At 43.2% G+C, this 15462-nt stretch carries 19 protein-coding genes; 17 read left to right on the forward strand and 2 right to left on the reverse strand.

The genetic code is table 11. From position 1 onward, the window contains the following. The first annotated feature begins 24 nt into the window (after nt 1-24). From RB622_RS27825 to RB622_RS27900, 16 genes are all read left to right on the forward strand, one after another. A complete protein-coding gene (locus tag RB622_RS27825; RefSeq protein ID WP_308050085.1) occupies nt 25-468 on the forward strand; it encodes a hypothetical protein in 444 nt (147 codons plus the stop codon). Between the two features lie 2 nt (nt 469-470). Continuing rightward, nucleotides 471-806, forward strand: a complete 336-nt coding sequence (locus tag RB622_RS27830) for a hypothetical protein (protein WP_308050086.1) — start codon at nt 471-473, stop codon at nt 804-806. A 30-nt stretch (nt 807-836) separates the two neighbouring features. Beyond that, nucleotides 837-3467 carry a hypothetical protein gene (locus tag RB622_RS27835; protein ID WP_308050087.1) on the forward strand — a complete coding sequence of 877 codons (2631 nt, stop codon included), beginning with the start codon at nt 837-839 and terminating at the stop codon, nt 3465-3467. 7 nt (nt 3468-3474) lie between these two features. Continuing rightward, nucleotides 3475-3840, forward strand: a complete 366-nt coding sequence (locus RB622_RS27840; protein ID WP_308050088.1) for a hypothetical protein — start codon at nt 3475-3477, stop codon at nt 3838-3840. Next, nucleotides 3806-4072, forward strand: a complete 267-nt coding sequence (locus tag RB622_RS27845; RefSeq protein ID WP_308050089.1) for a hypothetical protein — start codon at nt 3806-3808, stop codon at nt 4070-4072. The genes RB622_RS27840 and RB622_RS27845 overlap by 35 nt, the downstream gene beginning before the upstream one ends. A 26-nt stretch (nt 4073-4098) precedes the next feature. After that, nucleotides 4099-4416 (forward strand): hypothetical protein, encoded by a 318-nt coding sequence (locus RB622_RS27850; protein WP_308050090.1) that lies wholly within the window; start codon nt 4099-4101, stop codon nt 4414-4416. Further along, nucleotides 4397-4840: a hypothetical protein gene (locus RB622_RS27855; protein WP_308050091.1), complete on the forward strand. Its 444-nt coding sequence runs from the start codon at nt 4397-4399 to the stop codon at nt 4838-4840. The genes RB622_RS27850 and RB622_RS27855 overlap by 20 nt, the downstream gene beginning before the upstream one ends. Before the next feature lie 2 nt (nt 4841-4842). Then, nucleotides 4843-5340, forward strand: a complete 498-nt coding sequence (locus RB622_RS27860; RefSeq protein WP_308050092.1) for a hypothetical protein — start codon at nt 4843-4845, stop codon at nt 5338-5340. A gap of 21 nt (nt 5341-5361) precedes the next feature. Continuing rightward, nucleotides 5362-5808 carry a M15 family metallopeptidase gene (locus tag RB622_RS27865; protein ID WP_308050093.1) on the forward strand — a complete coding sequence of 149 codons (447 nt, stop codon included), beginning with the start codon at nt 5362-5364 and terminating at the stop codon, nt 5806-5808. 128 nt (nt 5809-5936) lie between these two features. Beyond that, nucleotides 5937-6470 (forward strand): ParB/RepB/Spo0J family partition protein, encoded by a 534-nt coding sequence (locus RB622_RS27870; RefSeq protein WP_308050094.1) that lies wholly within the window; start codon nt 5937-5939, stop codon nt 6468-6470. A gap of 7 nt (nt 6471-6477) precedes the next feature. Next, entirely contained in the window at nt 6478-7077 is a 600-nt protein-coding gene (locus RB622_RS27875; RefSeq protein ID WP_308050095.1) for a hypothetical protein, read from the forward strand. Nucleotides 7078-7112: 35 nt separating this feature from the next. Then, nucleotides 7113-8597, forward strand: coding sequence for a phage terminase large subunit (terL, locus tag RB622_RS27880; RefSeq protein ID WP_308050096.1), 1485 nt, complete (start codon nt 7113-7115; stop codon nt 8595-8597). A gap of 29 nt (nt 8598-8626) precedes the next feature. Then, nucleotides 8627-10048: a phage portal protein gene (locus RB622_RS27885; protein WP_308050097.1), complete on the forward strand. Its 1422-nt coding sequence runs from the start codon at nt 8627-8629 to the stop codon at nt 10046-10048. A gap of 2 nt (nt 10049-10050) precedes the next feature. Next, a complete protein-coding gene (locus tag RB622_RS27890; protein WP_308050098.1) occupies nt 10051-10239 on the forward strand; it encodes a hypothetical protein in 189 nt (62 codons plus the stop codon). Then, nucleotides 10236-10460, forward strand: a complete 225-nt coding sequence (locus tag RB622_RS27895; RefSeq protein ID WP_308050099.1) for a hypothetical protein — start codon at nt 10236-10238, stop codon at nt 10458-10460. Before RB622_RS27890 ends, RB622_RS27895 begins: the two co-directional genes overlap by 4 nt. A gap of 37 nt (nt 10461-10497) precedes the next feature. Further along, nucleotides 10498-12300, forward strand: coding sequence for a hypothetical protein (locus RB622_RS27900; RefSeq protein ID WP_308050100.1), 1803 nt, complete (start codon nt 10498-10500; stop codon nt 12298-12300). On the opposite strand, the gene RB622_RS27905 is transcribed toward RB622_RS27900, so the two are convergent. Both RB622_RS27905 and RB622_RS27910 read right to left on the reverse strand, forming a co-directional pair. Beyond that, complete coding sequence (locus tag RB622_RS27905; protein WP_308050101.1) at nt 12286-12486, reverse strand: hypothetical protein; 201 nt, start codon at nt 12484-12486, stop codon at nt 12286-12288. The two genes, RB622_RS27900 and RB622_RS27905, sit on opposite strands and share 15 nt — an antisense overlap. Before the next feature lie 348 nt (nt 12487-12834). Then, on the reverse strand, nt 12835-13026 hold the full coding sequence (locus RB622_RS27910; protein WP_308050102.1) for a hypothetical protein: 192 nt from the start codon (nt 13024-13026) through the stop codon (nt 12835-12837). Nucleotides 13027-13310: 284 nt separating this feature from the next. On the opposite strand from RB622_RS27910, the gene RB622_RS27915 reads away from it, so the two are divergent. Then, nucleotides 13311-15314 carry a glycosyl hydrolase family 28-related protein gene (locus RB622_RS27915; protein WP_308050103.1) on the forward strand — a complete coding sequence of 668 codons (2004 nt, stop codon included), beginning with the start codon at nt 13311-13313 and terminating at the stop codon, nt 15312-15314. Nucleotides 15315-15462 lie beyond the last annotated feature (148 nt).

The raw sequence follows: 15462 nt of genomic DNA on the forward strand, positions 1-15462 counted from the left end.
ATAACTATAATTAACAAACACGATATGCACACAAGTTATAAAAGAACATTTGAATTCAGAAGTGCCGCGGTAAATTACTTAAGCACCGAGAAAGATGAAACAAAGCTCAAAAGTGCGCTTGAGGACGTGCTTGAACAAATTCCTGACATACAGGAAAATTTTGAGAAATTCAGTAAAAGGATCAAGCGCAAACACGCAGCGGAAGATCGCCACGGCTGCATTCTTCGCGAAGAAAACGGAGGGTACAAATTCACGAAGGATGGCGAGGAAAAAGCAGAAGATGAATTGGAAGAAATGATGGAGGATAGGACACATGTCGAGATCGATCCTGTTTTGGTTGATATCCCTCAGGATTTCCCGCGGTCACTGTTGCGCTACTTCAAGGGTTTTGTCTTCGAGCAAACAGAACCTGAAGCCACACCCGCACAGCTACTAAAAAGCAAAGTAAAATCTCTAAATCAAAAATAATCATGTCAGTAAAAACAAACGAGATCCTAGAAACCCTGGAATCTCTTGCACCGGAAAACCCTGTGCAAGAAATAGAAATCGATTCCATCAACCTAAGTTTTGGTTTTAGCTACCGTGACATCTCAGATCCAATCAACCCGAAGCCTGGGAATTTCAACGAGAACGTCAATCTGAATTTCTCAAATGAGGTGGAACTTAACCGGATACTAACGGAGAAGGAATACTTACAATCGGTAGTCCCGTTAATTGCTAACCAGCTGATCAAAGGCCTAAATGCTGACACAGCCAAAGCAAAAGAATTCAAAATAGCTGTGAAAGCGGCCGTAGAAGCAATTTAATTTTTCAACCTGTTACCATTATACACACAAATGAAAAAATTACTCTTATTGCTCCTGCTGTTATCGGCAGGAGTGCAGGCGCAAGTAACATCCGGTAAGGACACCCTTGCGACACAATCATGGGTGCGGAAGTTTTTTAATCCCGGTGGCGTTATTGTTGATCCAGGCGCTCCCAAATGCGAGAAGCATCCAACGATTGATGCGATCTTTGATGTCACGGCAACTACCGCGAAAGTTCGTTTTGATGCAGTTGGACTCACCGAATTTCAACTTTCTTTTCAGGCAACTGACGGGAAGGAAATTACTTATCAGCGTTTCAAGGATCCGAAAAGCAATACAGTTCAGATTACTTTCGCAAAACAGCCTATCGGAACCTATCAAGTTGAATTAATCCCGATTTCCTGTAAGAGCGAAAAGAAGAATGATGTCAAACAGTTTCGTTTAACGGATGGTGGTGAAAGTCCGCCCGCAAGCGACTGTAAGCCTTATTCGATTGCCGAGATTAAGAATATTTCGAATGTAGGTATAACAGTTAAATTCGCAGCAACAGGTCTTACTAAACTTACGCTTACGCTGTTGTCATCTTCCGATGCGCCGATCAAGTCGATCACTTATGAGCCAAAACAGGACGAATTGTATTTCCCTTTCAATGTTGGATCAAGCACCATCTTGCCATCAGGAAATTACAAAATACGTTTAACTCCGGTTTCGTGTAATGGACAGCCCACAGTTGAGCCGTTCACTATAAAAGCAAATGAAAGTGGAGAAGCTACTCCGCCTGATGAAAATGCCGGCATCCCCAAATTTAGCCAAACTCCTAAAAAATTATTTCAGCTAAAAAATTCAGCTGGAACCTATGAGGATATCACACCCGGCGATTACATCGGATCTGACGGTACGCGCTATCGAAAAGAGGGCGGCATTATTTATAAGGCGCTGTACTGGATCAATGAACTGGCATTAGTTAAAGATGGCCGGCCTGTTGATTTCGGCAAGCGTGTTTTTCCGAATGGAGTTTTGGGTTATGTACGTAAAGAATATGCAGCCTTTGACTGGTCAGGAATCGACAATAAGAATAGCAGCATTGTTGGCAAGCCCATGCCTTGGCGCGGCTCCATTGATCAGGAATCTTTTCTCTCTTCCGGCTGGGATATCTGGTTGCATAGTACCGAAAATAAAGACGCCGTTTCTGACTACCTTTTTCGCACCGTTACGGCCAACTTTACCACGAATGGAGGCAAAGATCTTAAAACGGGCAATGACTTCATTCGGCAGCAAAATTCGGCCTATATGGATGCTGGTAATCTTGTCCCGCAATTCATTTACAACCCGACAAAAAAGAGATCGGATAAGCCGGTTGTGATTCAATGCTACCCTACCCTGGACTCTCCCTATGAAACAGTAAAAGGTTTGTACGACGGCGGGGTAACGCATGTTTGGTGGCAAAACCTACACAATGGAGGAATTTACGTAGATGGAAGACAGGCGGTAGCTACTGATAAATACCCATTGACGCCTGGCTTTAACTGGTCATCGACTGAATTTAAGCTTCGATTCCCAAGACTTAACCCAGGCGATCAATTAACGGACGATGAATGTATCGAATTCGCCAATAATATCTATTTAGGCAATAATTTCATTCTAACGGATGAATGGTCAGAGGGTTCGTATCCTCAAATGTCAGACCGGAGAAATATCATCTACAAGCGCGTTGGCGAGCGAATTAAGGAAATGGGTCTTGTGGGGGTTCAATTGTTGGGCGATTACGGATATGGATCAAAAAATCTCCATTTCAGAAATAGTTCCGTAGGCGAAAAACCTATGGACAAATACTATCTAGGGCTTCTAGGCCCAGATGGAAAAGAAAAATTGGAGCAAGTGGGCGGCTCCGGCCATACGACGGTTAAAAATGATTACTGGCAAAATGGTCAGAGTAATTACCGGGGCACGGTCGTAGGGGCTTACTATGCGATTACCGCACAAAGTCCTGATCTAATTCCAGCCATGACTTATGAGGCAATGTTATTCAATAACATGTTTCCAGATCAGCCAAAGCAGCGATTCACAACGCCCATCATGCAGTCGAATGCGCACGGGGCTGATGTGCCGTATAAGAACGACGGAACAACCAAGGCCGATGGAACCGAGAACTTAAATCAATATCCGGAAGCCCCAGCCGAATTGTTAAAGATTAATTCTTTTAAATCGCTTCTATTTTACAACTCAGCCTATCTATGGGATGCGTGGGGGACCAAGCCAGCAAGAGAAAAAAACGCTTGGTATGATAGCTCAATTATGTTTGATGGATGGATTGAAGGCACGCGCTGGTATGCAAACATGGTTCCTTACCTAAATGAAGCTGGCCGTCGAATCATCGTTAGCGATTATAGTTCAAGCGGAAAGGAATTCAGAAGCTCAACAATTGAACGTCATGTTTCTAACTCAGGAACCACTCACTTTTACAATAGTTACTTCAATGAAGTTGCCAATAACAAGGTTGGAGAATTGACTTTTGTGCCATCAAAGAAGAAAGTATTTGTTTACATCAACTCCTACAAGATGCCTTCTGAGATAGAGGAGATAACTGCTCATGTCGACGGAAAGGATTATTACCTGGGAGAGTGCGCAGGGTCAACCCTCAATGTATTTTACGAAAAGTAGAAAGCTTATGAAAAAATACATCATCGCAGGTGCGTGTGTCCTTATCATGATCATCACCACCTTTTTCATCGTTCGTCACATCAAAAATAACAACAAGGAACAAACACCTCTTGAAAAATGGGAACAAGCCGTCGATTCAGCCGCAGCCTACCGGAATAAAGTAATAACTGATAGCATCAACCTAATCGAAGCTAAAAAAAAATTGAAAGGTTATGAAGATAAACGCGATACACTATCGAAGGCTATGGCTGACGATAGTTTTGCTATGGCTGTTCGGCGCAGCGTCTTACGGGCAAGAATCCAAGCCGATATCCAAGCAGGAACAATACGTGACAGCCTTGGAAGACACGGCGCTGGTACTGGAAGCCATTAGGCCGATCATCACTCAGCAAAAAGTCGTCATCAACCTGTTAGAGCGGAAATATGAAAACTCACAAAAAGAATGGATGTTCAAAGAAACCGCCCTGCTTCTGCAACTCGACAAATCCAAGAAGGCACTTGCTGCCGAAATTAAAGCCAGGCGAAGGGAAAAGAAAAAAGCCTTCTTAAAAGGAGCCATACTTGGAGCTGCCATTTCAGTTGCCCTTTCAGCTTCTACCCACTAACAACGTTAACATACACACACTTTATAATGGAAGAAATACTTAGAAACTTAGGGGTAAAAGTCGAGTCGTGGATTATCTCATTTATGGCCGCTTCGATATTTATCGTAATGAAAATTTACGAGCCCGAAATTCCTCCCACAAAAAGAAAAGTGATCTACATTATCCTTTCCGGAATCGCTACCGCGCTATTAGTCCCCGGGCTGATCGTATACTGGTTCGGCATAGATAACCCTTTTGCTGCTGGCTTTGCAACCGCAGTGGTCGTAATGACTTTTGAGCTTATCGCACAAGCAATTAAAGACAGAGTAATCAAAAAAATTAAAGATGAAAAAGATGGAATTTGATTTGTCGGTTTGGCAATGGATAAAGGAGGTTTTGATTACCATTGATTCTAAATTATCAGCACTTTGTAATCTGGGAGACTCCTTGCTTCACAGTTTTGAAATTCAATGGGTGCAGCGGATTATTATCGTATTGATCGGCGCATTTGTCCTGATCACCTCCCTGATATCCCACATCCAAATTAAGAACAACAATATGGCGATGGCAAAAGAGATGCTGCGCAGGACCGGAAAGGAAACGCTGGGTGGGCGAATATTTTTTTACTGCACCATTATTTTCTGTGTCAGTAGCTTCTGGTATGGCTTTAATCCGTTCGCCGCTAGTTTTGCAGTTGCCGCCCTAGTTTGTGAGCGGCTGATTGTCTACCGCGTTTGCAGGGGTATGAAAGATCCAATTTCAAGATTTCTGAACAAAATTAATTGGTAGCAATGGGAATTATCCTTTTTATCGTATCAGTGCTGTTGAATATACTACTCAGCATTCCGGCACTGATTCACACGATTGCCGGTTCAATCCGCTACAAAAGTAAGTTTGCCTATATCGATTCGGCTTTCATGCGCGGCGCCAAGGCATTGGACATTTTCGGCAACGTGGCTTATGGAACATTGCTGAATGATCTTTTCATTAAAAAGGGCGGATATCATTTTGGTCAGGGGACAGAAAAAATCAGCTCGGCAGCTGGCAAAAACTGGATTCTTGGAAAATTGACACCGTTAGGCTTGGGGCTTACTGGTACGTTAAACCTGATTGACTTCAAAAACTGGAAAAATGGAGGACATTGCTGGACAGCCATTGAAGGTGGTCGAGAACACTATCATTCATTACGCTGGCCTGGAACAATCAAGTGGTATTACACCTTTTCGTTCCTGATTATCTCGACCACCCTACTCTATTTACTGTTCAGGCTTTTGATCTGGATATTTTAGAAATCAATTACAACACACACTATGAAAACTCAAACACAACTGATTGCTAAATTCGGCAATCCTTACACAGCCCGCGCAAAATTCGAAAAGAAATGGATGGAGCTTTGGGATATTCCGCAGGAGATCAACGATGCAATTCCTGCGCTACCGAATAAAATCTATGTCAATTATTTATTGATCGCAGTATTAGAATCTACTTTTCGGGAATTAATTGCCAGAGGACTTCACAAGGAAATCAGGACGTTTGACGGTTGTTTTAACATCCGTCCTAAACGTGGAAGTTCCGGAATTTCTACACATGCCTGGGGAATCTCAATTGATTTAAATGCTACCTGGAATCCCTTTCGAGGGAAAGTAACCTGGTCTAAGGAATTTTTAGACGCTTGGCGGAAAAATGGCTGGATTTGCGGAGCGGATTGGTCAGCTACAAGCAAAGATGGGATGCATTTCCAATGGGAAGGCTTCTGAATTAAAACGCTCACTTTCTTTCAAAGTCCGTTAAATAGGTGTATTCCGTTGACGGACTTTGACATTTAATATACTTGCTTTGCACCTATTTTTATATTAATTTTCGGACTAACAACACACACTATTGAATGAAACAAAACATTAAAATTTCGCTATTAGATAACAATGAAGGCCAAATCGAAGGTTTGCCAGCCAATCCGAGATTGATAAAGGATGACAAGTTTGAAAAGCTTAAGTTAAGCTTGACGGATGATCCTGAAATGCTGGACCTACGAGAATTATTAGTTGTTCCTCATGGCAAAAGATTCGTAGTTATAGCTGGGAATATGCGTCTCAGGGCAGCAATTGATCTAGAATTCATCGATCTCCCCTGTAAAATAATTCCGTCAGATACCGATCCTAAAAAGCTTCGTGCAATCGCGCAAAAGGATAATATATCTTATGGGGAGCATGACTGGGATATGCTCATGAACGAATGGGACACAGAAGAACTGAAAGAATGGGGAATTGATATCCGTGACGTTGTGGACGACGACGATGAAAAAGAAGAAGAGCCCAAAGTCCTCAGCAAAAAACTTCTCGTTGAATGCTCGGAAGCCAATGACCTCGACAGCCTTTACGAAGAACTGCAAAAACGCGGTTTTCTATGCACATTGAAATAAATTACAAATGACGGACCCTCGAAGAAAAGATAAGCAAAAGGCGGAAGGACGACGGGTTATTGTGGCAGAATGTTACAAAAAAGGCATGACCATCCGTCAAACTTGCGAAGTGGTCATGAAGCGTATGGGATTAGATAAACTCCCAAGCGTCAAAGCCATTTTTAACGATCGTCACGCGCTATTGAAAGAATGGAGGGCTGAGAGAATTCAGGATATGGACGACCTTGTCCAGCTCGAATTACAGCGCATTGATGACGCAATCCTGGAACTATGGGAAGCCTGGGAGAAATCAAAAACCGATTTCAAGGCAAAGTCTAGCAAACGAAAAGGCGAATTGCCGCCCAGCGTGCCGACCAGCGCCCCAAAGAATGTTGACGAGATTGAAAAACGAATCACGACTACACATGTCGAACAGTCCGAAAAGGAAGAAATCAATTTCGGTGACCCGCGCTATATTTCAGAAATCCGTTTTCAACTGATCGAGCGCCGGAAATTACTTGGTATGTACGCTCCGGACAAGACAGACGGAAAAATGGTGATCTCTGTTGATATCACAGAAAAGGACGTTGAGACATTCAGCAAAGCATTTTCGTCCAGATATAAATGACCCACGAACAAATAGAAAGGTATAAATTCATAAAAATGGCACGGCTCGCAACACAACGGTCGATACTTGATTATACCTGCTATTTTTTCAAGGAAACACAGAATAGGAAGTTTGTTGTCAATCACCACCACGAAGCAATTTGTAATATCCTTGGGAGAGTACTATCTGGCGAGTTGAAGAAGGTTATGATCAACATCGCCCCTCGGTATGGAAAAACGGAATTAGCGGTTAAAAACTTCATTTCGCATGGTTTGGCGCTGAATCCGGCCTCAAAATACATCCACCTCTCCTACTCCGATGATTTGGCGCTTGACAACTCCGAGGGTGTGAAATCGATCGTTGAGCACGAAAAATATCGGGAGCTTTATCCGGAAGTTCAGATTAAAAAGGATTCCCGTTCAAAAAAGAAATGGTATACAACGGCAGGCGGCGGAGTTTATGCAACGTCAGCTGCTGGTCAGGTAACCGGTTTCGGAGCCGGCCGTGTTGACGAAGAAGATGAAGATCTTTATCGTCCGGGATCCGAACCAGAATTCGAGGCCTCACTCGACGAGCTACTGGTTGATACGGGAATCAACGTGAATTTTGGAGGTGCGCTGATCATCGATGACCCGATCAAGCCGGAAGACGCCGACTCAGAGACCAGACGGGAGCGAATCAACAATCGTTATGATTCGACGATCAAAAACCGCGTAAACAGCCGAAATACTCCGATCATCATCATCATGCAGCGGCTGCACGAGAATGATCTATGCGGCTATTTGCTGGAAAATGAGCCGGGTGAATGGACGGTACTGAGTCTACCCTGCATTTATACTGACGATGATGGCGTTGAACAGGCACTTTGGGAATTTAAGCATACGCTCGAAGAGCTCCGAAAGCTGGAAGATCAAAACCCTTTGGTTTTTGGCCGGCAGTACATGATGAACCCACAGCCAGCCGGGGGATATCTATATGGTCGTGAATGGAAGACCTATGAGTCGATCGACACGATCCCCTATTCAAAAACAAGGGTTCGTAAATCTTATACCGATACTGCTGACCTGGGAACCGATTACCTCTGCTCTATTGCGTACATAGAAACGGAGCTCGCAATGTACGTGACAGATGTCTTGTACACGCAATCGGCCATGGAAACGACTGAGCCGCTGACAGCACGGCAGTTGCTGGAAAACCAGATAGAATTCGCCAGGTTCGAAAGTAACAACGGTGGTCGTGGCTTTGCCCGAAGCGTAGAAGCGCAGACCAGGCTTGCCGGAAACAAAGACACGATTATTGAGTGGTTTCATCAATCTAATAACAAGTACAGCCGGATATTCAGCCAATCCAATTCAGTGCAAAACCTGGTTATTTTTCCTACCGACTGGAAAAGACGTTGGCCCAAATTTGCCAAACATGTTACGACCTACATGGCGGCCGGCGACAATACCCATGACGACGCAGAAGATGCATTGACCGGCATGACTGAATTTTTCGGAGTAGACTCCGTTCAACCTCAAAATTTAGAGGCATATTTTTAAAAATAGTACACAACACACACACTATAAAAATGACCACCAAAGAATTAGCTACCCTGATCGGTAGCCTCAATGAGTTGGATCCAACTGCGGTAATGGAGAAACTCAAAGCGAAGCGGACGCTTCCGGATATCTCCAAATATCGAAAGCAATATGATGTACATCTGCATGAAACGCTGGAGCCTGCCAAACGACCCGATAAGAAAATTAAGAACAATGACAATCAGGATGACTGGGTAAAGGTCAACCGACTTGCATTTCCGATGCAAAAACTCATTGTTAAGCGGGCACTATCATTCCTATTCGGAAGCCCGGTAAAACTTCTTTGCGAGATTGAGGATGAGACCAAGCAGCTTAACGAAAAGAAAGTCCTTGATTCTGTGGACCAGATTCTGTTCGACAATAAAAGCAACAGTTTCAACCGTAAGATTGCAAGGGAAACGTTTCGAAGCACGGAAGTAGCTGAATGCTGGTTTGCTGTTAGCAAGGACGAAAAACACGAGGATTACGGTGGGATATCAACGAATTTTCGCTTGCGCGTGATGGCCTTTAATCCGTGGGACGGGAACGAACTATACCCTTTGTTTGATGAAACGGGCGATATGATCGCCTTCAGTAGGGCATTTACAAGGGATGACGACGAAGGAAAAAAGCTTGAATTTTTTGAAACTTATACGGAAAAATCAACGATCCTTTTTTCAAAAAAAGAATCAGTCTGGCAGATCACCACAACGCCTAATATTTTAGAGAAGATCCCTGTGATCTACGCGAAACAGGACGAAGTAGAATGGTCTGACGTACAATGGTCGATCGAGCGGCTTGAATATCTTCTCTCAAATTTCGCTGACACGAATGACTATCACGCAGCGCCGAAGATATTTGTTACGGGCAAAATTTTAGGGTTTTCAAAGAAAGGGGAATCCGGGACTATTCTGGAAGGCGATAAAGAATCAAAAGCACAATATCTAAGCTGGGATCACGCACCGGAATCTATCAAACTTGAAATTGAAACGCTGCTCCGTTTCATTTATTCTTTCACGCAAACACCCGATATCAGCTTTGAAGCGGTTAAGGGCCTGAGCGAGATCTCCGGAGAAGCGCTAAAAATGCTTTTCCTGGATGCTCATTTGAAAGTGCTTGAAAAACGTGAGATTTTCGACGAATACCTACAACGCCGTGTCAATCTAATCAAGACGTTTGTCGGAACACTGGACGTGAAATTAAAACCGGTTGCTTCAAAACTTCGCATTGTCCCGGAGATTCAGCCTTTCATTATCAACAACATAAAAGATCTGATCGAGATGCTTTCAACAGCTGTTCAATCTGGCATCATGTCCCGCAAACAGGCTGTCACGCTGTTAAACATGGTTGACGATGTGGATGCGGAGATTGAACAAATCGAAAAGGAGGAGAAAGAACGTAACACATCTGATATTTTACAACCCGTTTTTTAGCCATGGACGAACTCGTATTGCAGCTCCTGACCATGGTCAGCGATGAAAAGAAAGCAGCTGGTATTGCCCCCGATCACGTGACATTGTCAAATCTGACCGGATCGATTAAACAAAGTTTGAATCGCCTTTACCTGGACAAAAAGATCCGGGTGGGCGATACAATGAATGATAAATACATCACCCTGCTATGACTATTAAAAACCAATTCGAAATCGGAGAAACGGTTTACCTGGTAACGGATCCGGACCAACTTAGAAGACAGATTCTATTTCTCTATGTTTTCAAAGATGAAATCACCTACGAAGTCGGTTGTGGTACCGAGCATTCCGAGCACCATGCTTTTGAAATTAGCAGGGAAAGGGATTTGAGTTTGGCCATGGGGATAAACAACTCTGGCAAATTAAGTAACTGAGAATTGCTCCCTTTGAATTCCAACGCACACACACTAAATGGCAAAACCGCGTAACTATCAAGATGAACATTTTGATAACGTCGAAGCATTTGTAAAGAGAATCCGATCGCTGTATTATGCAGCAAGTCGGGAAGCAACACAAATTGCTTCGACAGTCAAATACAATCCAGAGAAACCATTTAGGTTTTCAAACTTCCCCGCTCTGAACAACCGGGTAAAAAAGCTTTTCGGAGCGTTGACAAACAAAATGCTGGAAACGCTGAACAGCGGGACCCAGCACGAATGGTTATTGTCCGCCGAGAAGAATGATCAGCTGGTAAAGACGGTTTTGTCATCATCAAAGCTTTCAGCAGACTCGCTTTCGAGGTATCACAACCGAAATCTTGAAGCACTCAGGTCCTTTCAAAATAGAAAGTCGGACGGGATCCACTTATCCGATCGCATCTGGAAAGTCGGTGAGCAGTTTCGTCAGGAATTGGAAATGGCGATCGATGTTGGTCTGGGAGAAGGAAGATCTGCTGAGCAGCTGAGCGCAGATGTCAGGTCATATCTGGAAGATCCGGATAAATTATTTCGCCGGGTTCGAAATGCCCGGGGCGTGCTACACCTATCTCAAAATGCAAAAGCATTCAGCCCGGGGCAGGGTGTTTACCGCAGCAGCTATAAAAATGCTATGCGTCTGACCAGGTCCGAAATCAATATGGCATATAGGGAATCGGACTGGGCCCGTTGGGCGCAGCTTGATTTTGTTGTCGGGTATGAAGTCCGCCGGAGCAATAACCCCTACCCTTGCGTCGTCTGCGAATCGTTGAAAGGGAGATATCCAAAGGCTTTTAAATGGCGATCCTGGCATCCACAATGCCGGTGCTATATGGTTGCAATCCTGACTTCAAAAACAGAAATCGACAAATTGACTGAATCCATCCTGAACGACGACGAGCCCGCACCATTTAAAAGCATTAACGAGGTCGATAGCATGCCGGCGGGTTTTGTCAGCTGGATTAAGGGTAATAAACCTCGATTACTTCGCGCAAAATCACAACCCTATTTCATTCAGGATAACTTCAGGGGCGGCAACATCGCCGGTGGGTTAAACATTCCGCTACGAAAATCCGGATTAACAAAAACGGATATCCTGCGAAATCAACCTTTTGAATTAACTGACGATATAATCGCTTCGCTGATTGGCACACGAAACATTCCCTTCAACGGTACAGCCAGTAATTTCAATAATATCTTACGAGGGTTTGACCTGCCGTCATTTGATGCGGAATTGACTGAGATCGCAGCTGAGAAAGGATTTGAGTGGGAAACCAAGTCATATAATGTTGATGAGCGCCGCGTATACTTCGAATATTCCGGTCAATACCAAAATAACTGGGTCACGCTTATTCGTAGTTTTTCCATCAAAGACGGTAAGAAAGTCGCTGACCATGATCTTTTTATGATGCCGAGCTCACTTCAAGGATCCGGATTATCAAAGCAAATTTTCCGTAGGCTGTACAGGCAGTATCAGAACGCCGGTGTCCAAAGAATCAACGTGCATGCCAATATTGACGTCGGTGGCTATGCCTGGGCTAAATACGGATTCTCGATGATCAGGAACCGCGATGTGGAAGCGCTAAAAACCGCCGCCAAAGTCAAGCTTTCGGCCAAAAAATATAAAGACTTCATGGAGGTGTACGACCTGTATAAGGATATCGCTCCGTTCCCAGTCCGGCACATTGCAAATCGCCCATATGGCAAAGAACTACTACTTGAAAGTGATTGGTATGGATCAATTGATCTTGAAGATGATGGAGAAACCGAATATTTCGAAAAATATCTATTTGGAAAGTAGAGTTGAATATTCTTTCCGGTATTCTTCAAGTTGTTCGCGGGAGATACCTTCATCTTCCAAGCGCTCATCCGTCAGATTTAAACCATCCCTCTCCATTTGCAGAAGAGACAACGCGCGCAGTTTGCGATCTGTCTCTTCTGACACGGTAAATTCGGCATGCATTTTTGTTGTAAGTTCTTCTTTCATTTTATTTTTCACTAAAAATCATTCAGGTAGTTACTGTCGACCGGATTTGATCCCAAATTACCTGTAAATCTAATTCATTTGACAGTTCTAATACCGCGGTATTCCACTCCCAATCCTCTGACCACTGATTGCCAGTGAATCTCATTATCCCTCTTGAAGTGTATTCAACGCAGCCTTTCACATCTGGTCTTAAGGAACAGATGAGTTTTATTAATTCAACTTTAGTTACTTCTATTCCCATTCTTGTTTTCTACTTTTTTACTGGCACTCCCACCAAAACCTCCCTGGTACATTCGCCGTTCAAATAATCCACAGCAAGCACTGCTATTGCCCGCCCTTGAACCGATTTTAAGGCATTTGAGACCTGGCCGTATGACCGCCTATCTTCAACCAATATATCAACCGCTTCATCGTATCCGAGTTTTTCAAAAGCTCGATCTGTGGCAGTTCCAGGATATCGTTGATAAGTTGAATCGTTACTTCAATTTCATTTTCTGTCGGTCTAATATTTTCGTAGTCTTTTTGTTCTGACGAGTTCATTGTGTCGTTTGTAGTTGTATAAAATTAGCGAATTTAATTTATTTAACTGCAATGCAACTATTATTGCACTTTACCTCCCCTTTGGTCTCCAATCAGGTTGGCCCTTAATCTGGTTCTCCCCCCGCCAACAATTGATATGAACAGTTTCCCAGCATCTCGAAATTTGCAGTATCAAAAGTGTTATTTATTGAAATATTTCAACAAATAATTAAATTATTCAATCAACATATTGTAACTTTTAATAACTTACAGGAGTTTATTTTTTCACATTACCCTCACAAATTATGAGCTTTACTCCATTCGGCACGATGTCCGACCTCAGATCTTATTCAGATCTAACCATTACCACTTTCAATGTTGTAGAAGGCGGCAGATCAGGTTTATTCGATTTAGATAGTGCCGACACCGCAACGGCTGATGACAGTGCAATGATTGTCATACAAGGATCCTCCAGGCGCTTCAAGCGGCGCTATGAAGGGCATGTTTTACCACAATGGTTTGGTGCAATTGGCAATGGTGTTGCCGACGACACAATTCCTATCCAGGCGGCTTTGAATTTTGCCGGGTATGTCGGTTGGACTGGAACCGTAGGTGACAATACCAGAAGATCAAGCGGAAGCTCCGTTTATTTAAAACCGGTTTCTGTCGGATACAGGATAACCTCTACGTTAAAAATTGGTGCATATACCAAACTTTTTGGTGATGTTGGAGGCGGATTTTGGTTTAACGACACAAGGAAAAGAGCCTCTGTTATCATACCAGATTTTAGTAATCCGCTCAACTGGGCCATTGATTCCGACGTATATCTCACAGGGGGTGTACCATTAGCTTTTGACGAAATAGTGAGAGGAGAACAGTTTGATGAAGGCTTGTTATCCGCTACGATTGGAATTATTATTGAGAATATCAGTATTATGGTAAAAAGTGGCACCAGATTATTTGGTGGCATCAGGATGGCTTGTGCGCAACAAAGCCGGATCATGAATTGCTACGTTCGGGGGACTGATATCGGTTACTCTTTTATGGCGTCCTGGGGAAGTGAGATAGACTCGCGGTCCGAAACGGCCAAGTGTGGCGTGTTCATGAGAAATGACAATAATGGTATTATACTTAATGGATACTATGATAAATTTCCTTCACTAGAACCGTTACCAGAAACAGAAGGAAAATTGTTTGATGCATTCGGCACTTTTTCTGGCATAGACGAATCATTTAAAACCAAAACCTACGGCGTATGGAGCCATTACAGTTATGGTTTAGCCGGCACTTCGGTTATCGTTGAACATTGGGATGTTGGGGTGGCTGCCTTGTCCGCAAGTTTTAGATTGGAATCATTATATGCCGAAGGAAATGCAACAGCTTCAATTGTCACATATGGTTGTAAACTCGAAATTGGTCACCTGACCGGGGCTCGTAATGGCTGTTCGCTTTATTGTGGTTCAGATGCCGATGTTTATTTTAGTAGCATCGATCAAGAGACAACACCTTTTTCGTCTTACATCCATAGGCACAACACATTTATCTCCGTTCCTCAACAGGTTGCATATTATCAGAAAGGAATACACCACAGGATAGAAAAAAACAATATCTACGTGAAGGCAACTGATCCGCTCGCGAGTGCAACAAATCATGGATTCAGTGATAGATACCCGGTATCCTCAATCAACGAAGCTTTATTAAGGATAACCGATAATTATAGTTTCCGGGACAATACTATAAATCGACCCACCAGCGAGAATTTCACGATACATATTCTGGATGATTCCAGTTATACTTTAACCGGGGCATATCTCTTATACAACGGCTCATTAAATATTGTTGGAAATTCCTCAGCCAAGCCTACTGTCAATGTTAATTTAGGTAGAATACAGTTGCATAGTGCGAAACTAAGTACTGAAAATATCAATTGGGTGAAGAACACGGAAGATTATGGACAGGGAACAAGCAGCCCGTTTTGGCTTCATGATGGTTCAAATGACGTCTTAGTGAAAAATTGTTCTGTTTTACTTCCTGAGAATGGATTCGTGGTTCATTGTTTTTACGGAACTTCAATGATTAATTTAATACTTACCGGGACCGATGTCAATGCTCCGGTTAGTGGTGGTGTGATCAACACAACCTATTTAAACGAAAGACCCAATTTACTTACCTATCTTCGAACGAAAGGTAATTTTACCGGTGGAATCCAAACAATAACCAGGTCTGGATATTTTGGTGGTGGAATCAGTGACGGTGTTAGGATTCCAGATGTCTGGATCAATAAGGCTATCATTACATTAACGCCGTAGGACTAGACTTGCATCACTTAAAACGGGGTTCTTCAAGTAGGGGCTCCGTTAGGAAAAACTATACTCCCTTCAAAATCAATGCATCATGAAACACTACAACTTTCTTTCGCTTTACTTTCTCCTGTTGTGTCTGTTTATCTGCACACCA

The organism is Dyadobacter sp. LHD-138, from assembly GCF_030929615.1.
Taxonomy (GTDB): domain Bacteria; phylum Bacteroidota; class Bacteroidia; order Cytophagales; family Spirosomataceae; genus Dyadobacter.